Genomic DNA, 15,196 nt, shown 5'->3' with positions numbered 1-15,196 from the left:
CCTTTTCTATTAAGCACGATCTTTTAGGGAAGTCCCGTTTCGTTACGCAACTTTTACGGCGGTTATATGGCTCTTTTCTCTCGCATTGCATTACCCGGCGATATACCGGCATTAGTCGCATTGGAGCACCCGTGTTTCACCACCGACCGGCTCTCATCGCGCAGTTTTCACTGGATGATCAGCCGCGCCCACGGCCAGTTGCTGGTTGCGGAACAGGACGGGCAGTTGCTCGGTTATGCGCTGGTGCTGTTTCGTCGTGGCAGCGTGTTCGCGCGCCTGTATTCCATCGCCATTGCCGAGCACGCACGCAGCCTCGGGCTGGGCAAGCAGTTGCTCAGCCATGTCGAGGCCTGCGCGGTGACGCACGGTTGCACCCACCTGCGCCTGGAGGTACGCACCGACAACCCCCGCGCCCTGGCGCTGTATGAACGCAACGGCTACCGGCGTTTCGCCCAGGTCAACGACTACTACGCAGACCACACCCCGGCCCTGCGCCTGGAGAAAACCTTGGTCAGGCCACCTGCTTGATCCCGGCCTTGGCTTCCAGCTCGCGCACCAGCGGCAACACGCGCTTGCCGAAGTACTCCACTTCTTCCTGGAAGTGCAGGAAGCCCGCCAGCACCAGGTCCACGCCCACCGCCTTGAGCGCGACGATGCGCTCGGCAATCTGCTGCGGGGTGCCGATCAGGTTGGTCTTGAAGCCATCGTTGTACTGCACCAGGTCTTCAAAGCTGGACTTGGCCCAGTTGCCCTCGCCTTCGGGGGATGCCTTGCCGGCCTGCCTGGCCGCGTCGCCAAAGGCGTTCACGGCCTCCGGGTCGGCCTTGTCGATGATCTCTGCGAGCACGGCGCGGGCTTCTTCCTCGGTGTCGCGGGCGATGATGAACGCATTCACGCCGACCTTGACCGAATGGTTGTTCGCGGCAGCCTTGGCGCGAATGTCATCGACCTGGGCCTTGATGCCTTCCGGGGTGTTGCCGTTGGTGAAGTACCAGTCCGACACGCGCGCCGCCATGTCTCGCGCGGCTCGCGAACTGCCGCCCTGGAACACTTCCGGCTGGCCCAGGGGCTTGGGCTTGAGGGTGTAGTTGTTGAAACGGTAGAAGTCGCCCTTGAAAGTAAAGTCGTCCTGGGTCCAGATGCCTTTGAGGGCGCGGATGAATTCTTCGGAACGGCGATAGCGCTCGTCGTGCTCCAGCCAGTGTTCGCCGATGGCCTGGAACTCGCCCTTGAACCAGCCACTGACGATGTTCACCGCAATGCGGCCATTGGTGAGCTGGTCGATGGTCGCCAGTTGCTTGGCCGCCAGCGCCGGTTGCCACGGGCCGGGCAGGATCGCGGCGATAACCTTGAGCTTGGTGGTCGCGGCCAGCAAGGCATGGCTGAACGCCACGGACTCATGCTGGTTTTCCGCGCCGTAGCCGGCGGTGAAGCGGATCTGGGTCAGGCCGTATTCGAAGCCGGCTTCCTCGGCCAATTGCGCCAGTTTGCGGTTGTAGTCGATGCCCCAGTGGGTGCGTTGTTCGATCTTGCTGACCACCAGCCCACCGCTGACGTTGGGCACCCAATAGGCAAATTTCACGGCTTGCTGACTCATCGAACGGTACCTCGCATAAAGGAATGTACCGAGGTGTGGAGCAGCAAGCGTGCCAGGCGGAGGCAAACGCCCGCGCCACAAGGGGTGCGACATGTATTCAGGGCTGGGAGGCGTTGAATGCCGATGTCAGGGATTGCGACGGTTTGTCGATTTGCTGTTGCCAGGGCAACAGTAGACAGCATGCATCCCCCGTAAACATTGGCCCTGGCACCCGGCACGGACTGTGCAATCACTCCCTGCACCGATCACTGCCCCGGAGCCCTGCTCATGACCGAACACCACGTTATCAACCCGTTGTCTGTCGGCGTCGACTACCCCACGCTGGCGGCGCGCTTTCGCCCGATTTTCCAGCGCATCGCCGCTGGCGCAGTGGAGCGCGAACAAACCCGCGCCCTGCCCCACGAGCCGATCCAGTGGCTCAAGGAAGCCGGCTTCGGCGCGGTGCGGGTGCCGGTGGAATATGGCGGTGGCGGTGCTTCGCTGCCGCAGTTGTTCGAACTGCTGATCGAACTGGCCGAGGCCGACTCCAACGTGCCCCAGGCCCTGCGCGGGCATTTCGCCTTTGCCGAAGACCGCCTGAATGCGCCGCCCAGTGCCGGCCGCGACCTGTGGTTCAAACGCTTTGTCGACGGCGACATCGTCGGCTGCGCCTGGACCGAAATCGGCACCGTGGCCATTGGCGACGTTGTCACCAAGGTCAGCCCGGACGGCGAGCAGTGGAAACTCAACGGTGAAAAGTTCTACAGCACCGGCAGTATTTTCTCCGACTGGATCGACGTGTACGCCCAGCGCAGCGACACCGGCGGCGATGTGATCGCCGCCACCCGCGCGCGCCAGCCCGGCGTGGAACACAGCGATGACTGGGACGGCTTTGGCCAGCGCACCACCGGCAGCGGCACCTCGCGCTTTACCGATGCGGTGGTGGAGGCGGAAAACGTCATCGACTTCGCGACCCGCTTCAAATACCAGACCGCGTTCTACCAACTTGTCCTGCTGGCCAGCCTCGCCGGTATCGGCCGTGCCGCATTGCGCGATGTGGCCCACCAGGTGCGCAGCCGCAAGCGCATCTACAGCCATGGCAATGCCCAGCACGTCAGCCAGGATGCCCAGATCCAGCAGGTGGTGGGCGAAGTCGCCGCCCTGGTCTACGCCGCCGAAGCCAGCGCGCTGAGGGCTGCGGTACCGGCACAGCGGGCGTACCTGGCGCGTTTCGGTGGGGATGAGGGGGTCGAGCGCGAAGCCAACGTGGCCGCCGAAATCGAGTCAGCCACGGCGCAGGTGGTGGTGTCGGAACTGATCCAGCGCGCCACCAGTGAGTTGTTCAACGCCCTGGGGGCCTCGGATGTGCGCCAGGGCAAGTCCCTCGACCGCCATTGGCGCAATGCGCGGACCGTGTCGTCGCACAACCCGGTGATCTACAAGGCGCGGATCGTGGGGGACTGGGTGATCAATGGCACCGAGCCGCCGTTTGTGTGGCAGATCGGTAATGGCCCGGCGAAAGCCTGAGTCAAGGTTGGTCACAGTCAAAATGTGGGAGGGGGCTTGCTCCCGATGGCGGTTTGTCAGTCGCCTCATCAGTTGACTGATCCACCGCTATCGGGAGCAAGCCCCCTCCCACATTTGGCCCCTGCCTGTGTAGTTGAATCCCGTGTGCGCCTCAAAAGGCCAATTTGTAGCCGATGGTCATCAACATGATCGCCAGGCACGGGCGCAATACGCCGTCCGGGACCTTGCCGGTCATGTGGCTGCCGAAGTAAATGCCCGGCAGCGACCCCATCAGCAGGAAGCCCAGCAGGTGCCAGTCCATATTGCCCATGCCGGCATGGCCCAGGCCCGCCACCAGGGTCAGGGGCACGGCGTGGGCGATCTCGGTGCCGACCAGGCGGCGCGTGGCCAGGAACGGATAGAGGATAAACAGCGCGACCGTACCGAGGGCGCCGGCGCCGATGGAGGTGAGCGCAACCATGGTCCCCAGCACCGCACCGGTCACCACGGTCAGGGCATTCAGGTTGCGCGGGTTCATATGGTAGTGATCGCCGGCGTGGCGCTGGGCGAACGCCAGCAGGCGTTGCTTGAACAGGATCGCCAGGGCGGTCAGCAGCAGCACCACGCCGAGGGCCTGCTTGATCACCGCGTTCATGGCGCTGGGGTCGGTGTGCAGGCTGGCGAGGAACCACAGGGTCAGCAACACCGCAGGCACGCTGCCCAGGGTCAGCCAGCCGGTGATGGTCCAGTCGATGTTCTTGTTCTTGCTGTGGACCAGCACGCCACCGGATTTGGTGATGGCCGCGTACAGCAGATCAGTGCCCACGGCCGTGGCCGGGTTGATGCCGAACCACAACAGGATCGGGGTCATCAAGGAGCCCCCGCCGACACCGGTCATGCCGACGATAAAACCAACGATCAGGCCCGCAATTACAAAACCAAAGTTACCCACTTCCATCAACGCTACCCGCGGCCTTATAAATTTCTGGCCGCAGGATAGCGATTTTTCTTATAACGACTTATATCAATATGATCTGACTTTATGCCTTTTATGGCAGTCGACGACAGACATACGCCTGGGTCTGATAAGGAAACGCCACCGTGTCGCGGCCCTTCAGGGCTGGATGGCTGGCGATCAAGCCACGCAACTGCTCGGTCACGAGGGCTTTTTCAGCCTCGGGCAACGCAGCAATAAAGCTCACGGAGAGGAAGCGATCCATGATCACTTCCTGTGGGCTGCCGACGTGGCTATAGGGGAAACAGGTCATTTCGGGGACTGAAAAGTACTTGCCGTCGAAGGCTTCACGCCAGCGTCCGGAGTGAAAGCGCGGGGTGTCACCCTCGTAGGGCGTGATGATCGCAGTGATCGCCGCCACCCAGTCCACCGACTCATCGCGCACATTCCACACCAGCCCGAGGCGCCCTTCGGGCTTGAGCACGCGGTGGATTTCCGCCAGCGCGGCCTGGGTGGAGAACCAGTGAAAGGCTTGCGCGCAGACCACCGCGTCGGCGCTGGCGGTTTCCAGGGGGATGGCTTCGGCGGTGCCGTTGACCAGGCGCACATCCGGCAACAGCCGGGTCAACTGCGCACCCATGGCCTGCACCGGTTCGACGGCGATCAACGTCGGCGCCAGGGTGCTGAGCAGGCGCGTGAACTTGCCGGTGCCGGCGCCCAGGTCGATCACCCGTGAGTGCCCATCGACGCCGAGCACATCCGTGAGCCAACCGGTGAGCTGCCTGGGATAATTCGGCCGGCCTTGGGCGTAAGTGACGGCCTGGGTAGAGAAACCTTGTTGAGCAGACGTGTGGACACCAGTCATTGCCAATCTCTCCTCGGGTAAAGCGGGGGCACAGTGTGCGCCTTCCCCGGGAGATTTTCTAATCGGCAGCCGTGGGCAACCACACCCGGAACCGTGCGCCGCCCAACGGCGAGGCCAGTGCGGTCAGGGTGCCACCTTGGGCCTCGAGGGCTCGCCGGCTGATGGCCAGGCCCAGGCCAAAGCCACCGGTGGAGCGGTCGCGGCTGCGGTCGAGGCGGTAAAAGGGCTCGAAGATACGCTCGCGCTGGTCCAGCGGAATGCCGATGCCATCGTCATCCACCCAGATTTCACAGCCTTTGGCGCAGACCTTGACGCCCACCTGAATGCGCTTGTCGCAGTAACGCGTGGCATTGCGCAACAGGTTCTGCAAGGCACGGGCGGTGAGGCGCGGGTCGAGGCTGAAGCGTTCCACAGCGCAGTCGAGTGCCACATCGATGACGATCTCGGGGTTTTCCAGCTCGTCATCGACGCTGCCCAACACGCTGTCGATAAATTCATCGAGCATCACCTCCACACGCTCGGGCAATTGCGTCGGGTTTTGCAGGCGACTGTAGGACAGCAACTCCAGCACCAATTCATCCAGCTCGCGAATATGCGCAACCAGGCCATGCAGGCGTTCGCGACTGGCCTCCGGCAAGTCCTCCGACAGCGCCAGGGCCAGGCCGAAATCCAGGCGTGTAAGGGGTGTGCGCAGTTCGTGGGAGACCGCGTTGAGCAGGTCGCGTTGCTGGTTGAGCAGGTGTTCGATGTCGTCGGCCATGGTGTCGAACACCGACGCCAGGCTGCCGATATTGGAGCTGGGCGGAATGTGCGTGCGCTCGGCCAGGTTGCCCTTGCCCAGTTGCGTGGCGGTGCTTTTCAGGCGTTCGAGATCGCGCCAGTGCGGACGCAGCCAGAACAGCAGGCAGGCCAGCAACGCCGCACCGATCAGCACGTTCATCGACCAGTACAACAGGTTCATGTCCAGCGGGTCTGGCGGAATGGTCAGCTTGACCACGAACTGCTCGTTGAGCGGCGAGCTGATGTCCTCCATCCAGCCAAACTCCCCCAGGTGAATCACGGGGTTGCCCTGCTCCAGCAGTTTGGCTTCCTGCGTGGTGTAGCTCGCGTCCTGGCGCAACAGCAATTGCACTTTGAGGGGCGCGAAGTCACTGCCCAGTTGCTCGGTCACCTGGGACCAGCGCTCCACCGGCGCGCGCAGGTACTGCTTGACGATCAGCTTCTGCATGCCCCGTGACTGCTCGACGTTGTAGTCCAGGTAGCGGTGTTCGAACAGTTGGATCACCAGCTTGGGAATCAGGAAGATCGCCGCGCTGTAGGTGACGATGGTGATCAGGTAAAGACGTAGCAGCACACGAAACATCGATCAGCATTCCCACTCGGAACGGCTGAACAGGTAGCCCTTGCCCCACACGGTCTTGATCTTGCGCGCTTCACCGGCGTGGTCGTCGAACTTGCGGCGCAGCTTGGAAATGGCCACGTCCACCGAACGGTCGGTGCCGTTGAACTCGATACCGCGCAGCCGTTGCAGGATCTGGTCGCGGCTGAGCACTTCGCCGGCATGCCGGGCCAGCACCACCAGCAGGTTGTATTCGCCGCTGGACAACTCCACCGCCTGTTCGCGCCAGGTCACCGTGCGTTCCGACAGGTCGATGCACAGGTTGCCCATCAGGATCTGGTCATTGGCCACCTGGGGCTCGGACAAACTGCTGCGCCGCAGCAAGGTGCGCACCCGCGCCAGCAGCACACGCGGCTCGCAGGGTTTGGTCACGTAGTCGTCGGCGCCCATTTCCAGGCCCAGCACCTGGTCGTGGCTGTCGTCGCGGGCGGTGAGCATCAGGATCGGCAGGCCCGCCGAGTCGGCGCGCAGCAGGCGGCACACTTGCAGGCCGTCGAGGCCGGGCAGCATCAGGTCGAGGATCACCAGGTCCGGCGGGTCGAGGCGCGCGCGCTCACGGACGTGGTCGCCACGGCTGAGCACACTGACGTGGTAGCCGTTGCGTTCCAGGTAGCTGGCAATCAGCTCGGAGAGTGCGGCGTCGTCTTCCACCAGGAGGATGTTGGGCATGGTGTTTCCAAATAATGCGGTTTGTTGGTGTGTTGCAGGATTGTGCAAGGATATACGCCCTCGGCGCCCCGCGCGCCGCACCTTACATTTCTTCACAGACGACCTACATAGCTTCACAGCACCACAGCGCCGGTGCCCTTAGGATGCGCCAGTCAATATTGGGATAAGAGCATGTCGAAGAATCTGTTTGCGCCATTTTGCCTGTTGGCCCTGATGCTGGCCCTGAGTGCCTGTGACCAATCGGCCGACGAAGCGCCGCAAATGCCCCTGGCCAAGGTGCGCATCGAAACCCTTGAGGCCAAGCCCCTCTCCATCACCAGCGAATTGAGCGGACGCATCGCCGCGCCACGCATTGCCGAAGTGCGCGCACGGGTGGCCGGGGTGGTGATGCAACGGGTCTTCAAGGAAGGCCATGACGTCAAACAGGGCGACGTGTTGTTTCGCATCGATCCGGCACCGTTCAAGGCTGACCTGGACAGCGCCCGGGCCAACCTGAGCAAGGCCGAGGCCAATGCGTTCCAGGCGCGCCTGCAGGAGCAGCGCTACAGCCAACTGGTGGAAGGCAATGCCATCAGCGGCCAGGACTACGACAACGCCCGCGCCAACCTGCGCCAGACCAACGCCGAAGTCGCCGCCAACAAGGCCGCCGTCGAGCGCGCCAGGTTGAACCTGGGCTATGCCACCGTGACCGCGCCGATTTCCGGACGCATCGGCCGCGCCCTGGTGACCGAAGGGGCACTGGTAGGCCAGAACGAAGCCACGCCCCTGGCGATCATCCAGCAACTGGACCCGATCCACGCCGACCTCACCCAGTCCACCCGCGAGCTCAACGACCTGCGCCGCGCCTTCCGCGCCGGCAGCTTGAAGCAGGTCGGCCAGGACCAGGCCAAGGCCACGTTGATCCAGGACGACGGCAGCCTCTACCCGCTGCCGGGCAAGTTGCTGTTCGCCGAGATCAGCGTCGACCCGGGCACCGGGCAGATCATCCTGCGCAGCGAGTTCCCCAACCCGGACCTCGACCTGTTGCCCGGCAGCTTCGTGCGGGTACGCCTGGAGCAAGCCGTCGACAAACAAGGCATCAGCGTGCCGCAACGCGCCATCACCCGCGACAGCGCCGGCATCCCCATGGTGCTGCTGCTCGACGCCGAGCAGACCGTCAGCCAGCAGCCGGTGGAACTGGGTGCGGTGATCGACGACCGCTGGGTGGTCAGCCATGGCCTCAAGCCCGGCGACCGTATCGTCGTCGAAGGCCTGCAGCACGCGCGCCCCGGTGAAAAAGTCGAGGTCGATGACAGCCCCACACCCGTTGCCCAGGCTTCCGGCCAATAAGGATCTTTGACAATGCCGCAGTTCTTTATTGACCGCCCGATCTTCGCCTGGGTGGTCGCCCTGTTTATCCTGCTGGCCGGCTTGCTGGCCATCCCGCAGTTGCCGGTGGCCCAGTACCCCAACGTCGCGCCGCCGAAGGTGGAAATCTACGCGGTGTACCCGGGCGCCTCGGCCCAGACCCTGGATGAAAGCGTGGTCAGCCTGATCGAGCAGGAGCTCAACGGTGCCGATCACCTGCTGTATTTCGAATCCCAGAGCAGCCTCGGCTCGGCAACGATTACCGCCACGTTCAAGCCCGGCACCCACCCGGAAATGGCCCAGGTCGATGTGCAAAACCGTCTCAAGGCGGTGGAGCCGCGCCTGCCCCAGGCCGTGACCCAGCAAGGTTTGCAGGTGGAGAAAGTCTCCGCCGGCTTCCTGCTGCTGGTGACCCTCACCTCCAGCGACGGCAAGCTCGACGACGTGGCGCTCAGCGATTACCTGGCGCGCAACGTGATGAACGAGCTCAAGCGCCTGGACGGGGTGGGCAAGGCCCAGTTGTACGGTGCCGAACGCGCCATGCGCATCTGGATCGACCCGCAGAAACTGATCGGCTTCAACCTCACGCCGGCCGACGTGAATGCGGCGATCAGCACACAGAACGCCCAGGTTTCGGCCGGCAGTATCGGTGACTTGCCGGGTACCAGGACCCAGGAAATCACCGCCGCGATCCTGGTCAAGGGCCAGCTGTCCACGCCGGCGGAATTCGCCGATATCGTGCTCAAGGCCAACCCGGACGGCTCCACCGTGCGCATCGGCGATGTGGCGCGGGTAGAAGTGGGCAGCCAGGAATACCAGTTCTCCACGCGCCTGAACGGCAAGCCGTCCACCGCCGTCAGCGTGCAACTGGCGCCGGGGGCCAATGCGCTGAACACCGCGACCCTGGTACGGGCGAAGATGGACGAGCTGTCGCTCTACTTCCCGGCCAATGTGGAGTACAAGATCCCGTACGACACCTCGCCGTTCGTCAAGGTCTCGATCACCAAGGTGGTCTACACCCTTCTCGAAGCCATGGCCCTGGTGTTCGCGGTGATGTTCCTGTTCCTGCAGAACGTGCGCTACACCCTGATCCCGACGCTGGTGGTGCCGATCGCGCTGATGGGCACCTTCGCCACCATGCTGTTGCTGGGCTTCTCGATCAACGTGCTGACCATGTTCGGCATGGTGTTGGCCATCGGCATCCTGGTGGATGACGCCATCGTGGTGGTGGAGAACGTCGAACGGATCATGGTCACCGAGGGGCTGTCGCCCAAGGACGCGACGAAGAAAGCCATGGGCCAGATCACCGGCGCCATCGTCGGCATTACCCTGGTGCTGGTCGCGGTATTCCTGCCGATGGCGTTCATGGCCGGCTCGGTGGGGGTGATCTACCAGCAGTTCTCGCTGTCGATGGCCACCTCGATCCTGTTCTCGGCCTTCCTCGCCTTGACCTTGACCCCAGCCCTGTGCGCCACGCTGCTCAAGCCGATTGCCAAGGGCGAGCACCATGCCAAGGGCGGGTTCTTTGGCTGGTTCAACAAGCGCTTCGAGCAGCTCACCGACCGTTACGAAGGCTGGGTCGCCTATGCCCTCAAGCGCAGCGGCCGTTACCTGCTGATCTACCTGGCGCTGTTGGTGGGCCTGGGGCTGATGTTCAGCCGCCTGCCCTCCTCGTTCCTGCCGGTGGAAGACCAGGGCTACACCATCACCGACATCCAGCTGCCGCCCGGCGCGAGCAAGAACCGCACGGTGCAGGTGGCCGAACAGATCGAAGCGCATAACGCCGGCGAGCCTGGGGTGGGCGACACCACCATGATCATGGGCTTCAGCTTCTCCGGTTCCGGGCAAAACGCGGCGTTGGCGTTTACCACGCTCAAGGATTGGTCGCAACGCGGCAGCGATGACTCCGCCGCCTCGATTGCCGACCGCGCCAACATGGCCTTCAGCGAGCTCAAGGACGCGATCGCCTATGCGGTCCTGCCGCCTCCCGTGGATGGCCTGGGCACCTCCAGCGGTTTCGAGTTCCGCCTGCAGGACCGCGGAGGTGTAGGCCATGCAGCCTTGATGGCGGCACGTACCGAACTGCTCGACGCCGCCGGAAAAAGCCCGATCCTGGCCAACGTGCGCGAAAGCGCCCTGGCCGAGGCGCCGCAAGTGCAGCTGGAAGTCGACCGCAAACAGGCCAACGCACTGGGCGTCTCGTTTGCGGATGTGGGCAATGTGCTGTCTTCGGCCATCGGTTCGGCCTATATCAACGACTTCCCCAACCAGGGCCGCATGCAGCGCGTGGTGGTGCAGGCTGAAGGTGACCAGCGCAGCCAGGTGGCGGATTTGATGAAGATCCACGTTCGCAACAAGGATGGAAAGATGGTACCGCTGTCGGCGTTTGTCGAAGCCAAATGGACCCAGGGCCCGGCGCAACTGACGCGGTATAACGGCTACCCTGCCATCGCCATTTCCGGCGAGGCCGCACCCGGCCACAGCACCGGCGAGGCGATGGAGGAAATCCAGCGCCTGGTCAGCCAATTGCCGGCAGGCCTGGGCCAGGAGTGGACTGGGTTGTCGCTGCAGGAACGTTTGTCCGGCTCACAGGCGCCGATACTGTTGGGGCTGTCGCTGCTGATCGTGTTCCTGTGCCTGGCGGCGCTGTATGAAAGCTGGTCGATCCCGACGTCGGTGTTGCTGGTGGTGCCGTTGGGCGTGCTCGGCGCGGTGCTGGCGGTGACCTTGCGGGGCATGCCCAACGATGTGTTTTTCAAGGTCGGCCTGATCACCATCATCGGCTTGTCGGCGAAGAACGCGATCCTGATCATCGAGTTCGCCAAGGACCTGTATGACCAGGGCGAAGACCTCATCGACGCCACCCTGAAAGCCGCACGACTCCGGTTGCGCCCGATCATCATGACGTCGCTGGCGTTTATCCTCGGCGTGGTGCCCTTGGCGATTGCCACCGGTGCCAGTTCGGCGAGCCAGCAGGCGATTGGTACCGGGGTAATCGGCGGGATGATCACCGCGACCCTGGCGGTGGTATTTGTGCCGGTGTTCTTTGTGGTGGTCATGAAGCTGGTGCGCAAAAAGCGCTAAGGCTTTTTGGGGGACACTGTAACGGTGGCGGGCCCGCTTGCCACAACAAAAATGCGCTAAGGTGCTCACAGGTAACCATCTGTGAGCTGCCATGCCTTTTCTAGCCCGTACCCACCCTCGCCTCTCCGCCGCCGCTGTGCTCGGCCTTGCCGTCGGCATCCTGGCGCCGGCCGACACCCTCGCCAGCAAAATCCTCATCGGCTGGAACACCGGGGTCTGGACCTACCTGGTACTGATGCTGTGGTTGACCAGCCGTGCCAGGGCCGACGATGTGAAGCGCATCGCCGAAATCGAGGACGAAAACGCCGGGCTGGTGCTGTTCACGGTGTGCATCGCCGCCATCGCGAGCCTCGCCACCATCACCTTCGAACTGGTGGGCAGCAAAGACCTGGCCACTTCCGAGCGCCTGCTGCACTACGGGTTTACCGGGCTGACGGTGATCGGTTCATGGCTGTTGATCGGGGTGATTTTCAGCGTGCATTACGCCCGCCTGTATTACACCTGGAACGGCAAGGAACCGGCGTTGCGTTTTGCCGAAGGACTGTTGACGCCGAACTACTGGGACTTCCTGTATTTCTCCTTCACCATCGGCGTGGCGGTGCAAACCTCTGACGTCGGCGTCGCCACCCGCGGCATGCGCAAGGTAGTGCTGGGGCAATCGCTGATCGGTTTTCTGTTCAATACGGCGATCCTGGGGTTCTCGATCAACATCGCCGCCGGGCTGTTCGGCTAGGCTGCACAAACCTTCTAGACGCCCTGGTGCCGTTGGGCGCTAATACCCTTACACATTCCGTCCCGGTGTTTTATGGCTGCGCATAATTGGATCGATCTGTCCCAGGACGCCGACACCGGCATCGAGACCCTGCGCGCGCATTTCGAGGGTCACGCCTATGACCCCCACTGGCATGACAGCTATCTGGTCGGCGTCACCGAACAAGGCGTGCAGCAGTTCAACTGTCGCCGCGCCCGCCACAACAGCGTGCCCGGCCAGGTGTTCCTGGTGGAGCCCGGTGAATTGCATGACGGCGACGCGCCCACGCCGGACGGCTTTACCTACCACATGCTGTACCTCGACCCGCAGTGGCTGGCGCGAGAAGTGAGTGCGGTGTTCGAAGAGGCGCCGCCCCATAGTCAATTGAGCTTCGCCACCACCTTGACCAGCGACCCGCGCCTGGCTCTGGTCACCAGCCAGGCCTTCCAGACGCTGCACAGCGGCGAACTGCGCATCGTGCGCCAGCGCGCCATGGACCAATTGCTCGAACACCTCACCGGCCAACTGTATTGGCGCAGCCGTTACCGTGAAGACCCACGCCTGCCGCAGGTGGCTCACAAGGCCCGGGAGTACCTGCACGCCCACCTGCATCACGATGTCGGCATGGACGAACTGGCCCTGGCCTGTGGCGTCGACCGCTTCCGCCTGAGCCGCGCGTTCAAGAGCGCCTTTGGGTTGCCGCCCCACGCTTACCTGGTGCAATTGCGCCTGGCCCGCGCCCGGCACGCGTTGGCCAGGGGCGAGCAACCGGCCGACGTAGCGATGGCCCTGGGTTTTGCCGATCAAAGTCACCTGGGCCGCTGGTTCGTGCGCGCCTATGGACTGACACCGGCGGCCTACCGCAAGCGCTGCTCAAACCTTCCAGACAGGTAAGCCACAGGCTTGTGAAGATGGACAGCCCTGATCTGTTCATTGGAGTCCGTCTGTATGCCATCCACCTTCCTGCCCTTCCTGTTATTCGCCTTCGTTGCCTCCATCACCCCCGGGCCCACCAATATCCTCGTACTCAGCAACAGCGCGCGTCATGGGCTGCGGGCAGCCGTACCGATCATCCTCGGGGCGTGCGCCGGTGCGGCGGGGATCGTGCTGGCGGTCGGTTCAGGCATCGGCGAATCACTGGTCCATCTGCCGCAAGTGCAAACCGCCATGCAATGGATCGGTATCGCCTGGCTGAGTTACCTCGCCTGGCAGATATTCAGCGCGCCGGCCCAGGCCATTGACACCGATGCCCCACAGAAACGCCTGGGCCTGCTCGGTGCGGCCAGCCTGCAACTGGTCAATCCGAAGACGTGGATGATGGCGTTGGCGGTGGTCAGTGTGTTTGCCGGGCAGGGAGAGGGGCGTGAGGCGCGGGTGTTGGCCTTGTCCCTGGTGTTTTTTGCGGTTTCCCTGCCATGTCTTGGGATGTGGGCGTTGCTGGGCGCAGGCTCCGCCCGCTTAGTGGGGTCGGCCAAGGCCATGCAACGCTTCAATCGATGCATGGCGATCCTATTGCTGGCGTCTGCCTGGCTGGGGATGTGGCACCCGGCGTAGACAACCGACGAATGGCACGGGGAACCTGTTAGTTCTGACAGTTGTGCGTTCGGCGCAGATGGCGCTGAATTGAGTCGCACACCACAGCAACCCATTTAAAGGGCGCGGGGGTTGATTCATGTCAGAACAACCGATGATCAATAATCTGGTTCTAAATGGCACCTTCGCCAGGCACGGGACCTCCTGGACCGCCACGGCCACCGCTCCAGGCCGGGTGGATTTTTCACGTCAACACTGCATCATCACTGCCACGGGACGCGCGGAACAGGAGGTGCCTGCTTCCGGCGGCACCTCCTACACCTTCAGTGCCTATACGTTGATTACCTATGAGGGTGCCGGTTCTGCCCGGCTGACATTTCGACCGTCGGATACAAGTGAATCCATCGGGCTGACGGGGAACCACGGCTGGACCCACCGATCGATCACGTTCAACACCCCCGCAGGCACGACCGGTATCACCGTACAACTGATCGGTGACGCCGGGGATGTGTGGTTCGATAACGTCAGGCTGGTGGAAGATGAAGGCACCGTCATCCCCATCGAACTGATCCGCAATGGTGATTTCGCCGAAAACGGCACGGGCTGGACGGTCACGCTGCCTGTCGGCTCAAGCGTCACCTTTCATGACAACAGGTGCCAGGCAAATCTGGGTGGATTCATTGAGCAGGTGATTACCGTCACACCAGGACAAACCTACGATTTTTCCATTGAGGCAATGACCCCCTCAGGCGGTCATGGATTCGCAATATTCGAGCTCACACCGGACAACGTGCAGCAAATAGAACTTCGCGGCGGCGGCGGCTGGGACACTTACACTCACTCGTTGACCATTCCGGAAGGAATACCGGAGTTCACGCTACGGATTCTGGGCGAGACCTTCCTCGTGGTCGACAACCTGTCCCTGAAATTATCCACCGCCTCAGCAAACACACCCAATTAGCGCGCTCATCACACACACAGGTACAACCCATCGCAGGAGAACTCAATCATGACCACTGCAACCGCACGAAAAGCTAAATCCGAAGAAACGACTAAGCAATATTTTCAAGGCAAAATTGGACGTGAGGATTTCAAGGCAGACTTTATTGAGCATGAATGGAAAAACAACTTTTGGCTGACTGAAGGCGCCATGAAAATTCCACCGGGTGAAACATCGAGACAAAGGGTGATTTTCAAATACCACAGCGAAGACTTGCCGTCCGGTCGTTATTCAATTCCAGACACCCAATCCCCCTCTCGATACTCGGTGATTCTCATGACCGTCAACGACACGCCTGTCCCGGCTTATCAGGCACACCGGGGTACCATCGAGTTTTTTCACGACCCTAACGGCAATACGGTCGAGGGCGCACTCGACGTTTACCTCAAGGATATCGACGACAACGAAATAAATATGCAAATCCTGTTCAACACAAAAAATACGTCAGATGAGTCCTGACAAAACGCCCCGGATCCGGGGCGTTTTGTTAAACCTGCTTAAAGCGTACCGC

Annotated in this window: 13 protein-coding genes and 1 pseudogene; 9 read left to right on the top strand and 5 right to left on the bottom strand. The window is 62.5% G+C overall.

Annotated elements, in window-relative coordinates; translation table 11 throughout:
* Nucleotides 1–66: 66 nt before the first annotated feature.
* Nucleotides 67–516 (top strand): annotated as a pseudogene (locus tag F6S08_RS14495) (GNAT family N-acetyltransferase); the annotation flags it as partial.
* Here the strand turns inward: F6S08_RS14495 and sfnG are convergent.
* Complete coding sequence (gene sfnG, locus F6S08_RS14490; RefSeq protein ID WP_065927859.1) at nucleotides 512–1,597, bottom strand: dimethylsulfone monooxygenase SfnG; 1,086 nt, start codon at nucleotides 1,595–1,597, stop codon at nucleotides 512–514. The pseudogene F6S08_RS14495 and the gene sfnG sit on opposite strands and share 5 nt — an antisense overlap.
* Before the next feature lie 267 nt (nucleotides 1,598–1,864).
* Here sfnG and F6S08_RS14485 point away from each other — a divergent pair, with 267 nt between their 5' ends.
* Nucleotides 1,865–3,103, top strand: coding sequence for an acyl-CoA dehydrogenase family protein (locus F6S08_RS14485; protein ID WP_074846456.1), 1,239 nt, complete (start codon nucleotides 1,865–1,867; stop codon nucleotides 3,101–3,103).
* Nucleotides 3,104–3,254: 151 nt separating this feature from the next.
* Here the strand turns inward: F6S08_RS14485 and F6S08_RS14480 are convergent, their stop codons facing one another.
* The 4 genes from F6S08_RS14480 to F6S08_RS14465 form a co-directional block, all read right to left on the bottom strand.
* On the bottom strand, nucleotides 3,255–4,040 hold the full coding sequence (locus F6S08_RS14480) for a sulfite exporter TauE/SafE family protein (protein ID WP_027606416.1): 786 nt from the start codon (nucleotides 4,038–4,040) through the stop codon (nucleotides 3,255–3,257).
* Nucleotides 4,041–4,131: 91 nt separating this feature from the next.
* On the bottom strand, nucleotides 4,132–4,902 hold the full coding sequence (locus tag F6S08_RS14475) for a class I SAM-dependent methyltransferase (protein WP_065927861.1): 771 nt from the start codon (nucleotides 4,900–4,902) through the stop codon (nucleotides 4,132–4,134).
* Between the two features lie 58 nt (nucleotides 4,903–4,960).
* On the bottom strand, nucleotides 4,961–6,265 hold the full coding sequence (locus F6S08_RS14470; RefSeq protein ID WP_315871783.1) for an ATP-binding protein: 1,305 nt from the start codon (nucleotides 6,263–6,265) through the stop codon (nucleotides 4,961–4,963).
* A 3-nt stretch (nucleotides 6,266–6,268) separates the two neighbouring features.
* On the bottom strand, nucleotides 6,269–6,970 hold the full coding sequence (locus F6S08_RS14465) for a response regulator transcription factor (protein ID WP_027606419.1): 702 nt from the start codon (nucleotides 6,968–6,970) through the stop codon (nucleotides 6,269–6,271).
* Between the two features lie 171 nt (nucleotides 6,971–7,141).
* Between F6S08_RS14465 and F6S08_RS14460 the strand changes: the two genes are divergently transcribed.
* The 7 genes from F6S08_RS14460 to F6S08_RS14430 all read left to right on the top strand — a co-directional run bounded on the left by F6S08_RS14460 (nucleotide 7,142) and on the right by F6S08_RS14430 (nucleotide 15,144).
* Entirely contained in the window at nucleotides 7,142–8,299 is a 1,158-nt protein-coding gene (locus tag F6S08_RS14460) for an efflux RND transporter periplasmic adaptor subunit (RefSeq protein ID WP_065927863.1), read from the top strand.
* 12 nt (nucleotides 8,300–8,311) lie between these two features.
* Nucleotides 8,312–11,401: an efflux RND transporter permease subunit gene (locus tag F6S08_RS14455; protein WP_315871782.1), complete on the top strand. Its 3,090-nt coding sequence runs from the start codon at nucleotides 8,312–8,314 to the stop codon at nucleotides 11,399–11,401.
* A 91-nt stretch (nucleotides 11,402–11,492) separates the two neighbouring features.
* Nucleotides 11,493–12,134, top strand: coding sequence for a DUF1345 domain-containing protein (locus tag F6S08_RS14450; protein ID WP_315871781.1), 642 nt, complete (start codon nucleotides 11,493–11,495; stop codon nucleotides 12,132–12,134).
* A 72-nt stretch (nucleotides 12,135–12,206) separates the two neighbouring features.
* Nucleotides 12,207–13,046 (top strand): AraC family transcriptional regulator, encoded by an 840-nt coding sequence (locus tag F6S08_RS14445; protein ID WP_065927865.1) that lies wholly within the window; start codon nucleotides 12,207–12,209, stop codon nucleotides 13,044–13,046.
* A 54-nt stretch (nucleotides 13,047–13,100) separates the two neighbouring features.
* Nucleotides 13,101–13,706: a LysE family translocator gene (locus tag F6S08_RS14440; RefSeq protein ID WP_065948649.1), complete on the top strand. Its 606-nt coding sequence runs from the start codon at nucleotides 13,101–13,103 to the stop codon at nucleotides 13,704–13,706.
* 118 nt (nucleotides 13,707–13,824) lie between these two features.
* The gene (locus tag F6S08_RS14435) at nucleotides 13,825–14,646 is read left to right on the top strand and encodes a hypothetical protein (RefSeq protein ID WP_315871780.1); all 822 of its coding nucleotides are present in this window, start codon (nucleotides 13,825–13,827) and stop codon (nucleotides 14,644–14,646) included.
* 48 nt (nucleotides 14,647–14,694) lie between these two features.
* Complete coding sequence (locus F6S08_RS14430) at nucleotides 14,695–15,144, top strand: hypothetical protein (protein ID WP_315871779.1); 450 nt, start codon at nucleotides 14,695–14,697, stop codon at nucleotides 15,142–15,144.
* Nucleotides 15,145–15,196: the final 52 nt, after the last annotated feature.

The organism is Pseudomonas sp. JV449, from assembly GCF_032424295.1.
In the GTDB taxonomy this organism is placed as follows: Bacteria; Pseudomonadota; Gammaproteobacteria; order Pseudomonadales; family Pseudomonadaceae; genus Aquipseudomonas; species Aquipseudomonas marginalis.
Note: the sequence above shows the minus strand (reverse complement) of the source record. Positions and strands in the feature narration are given on the sequence as shown.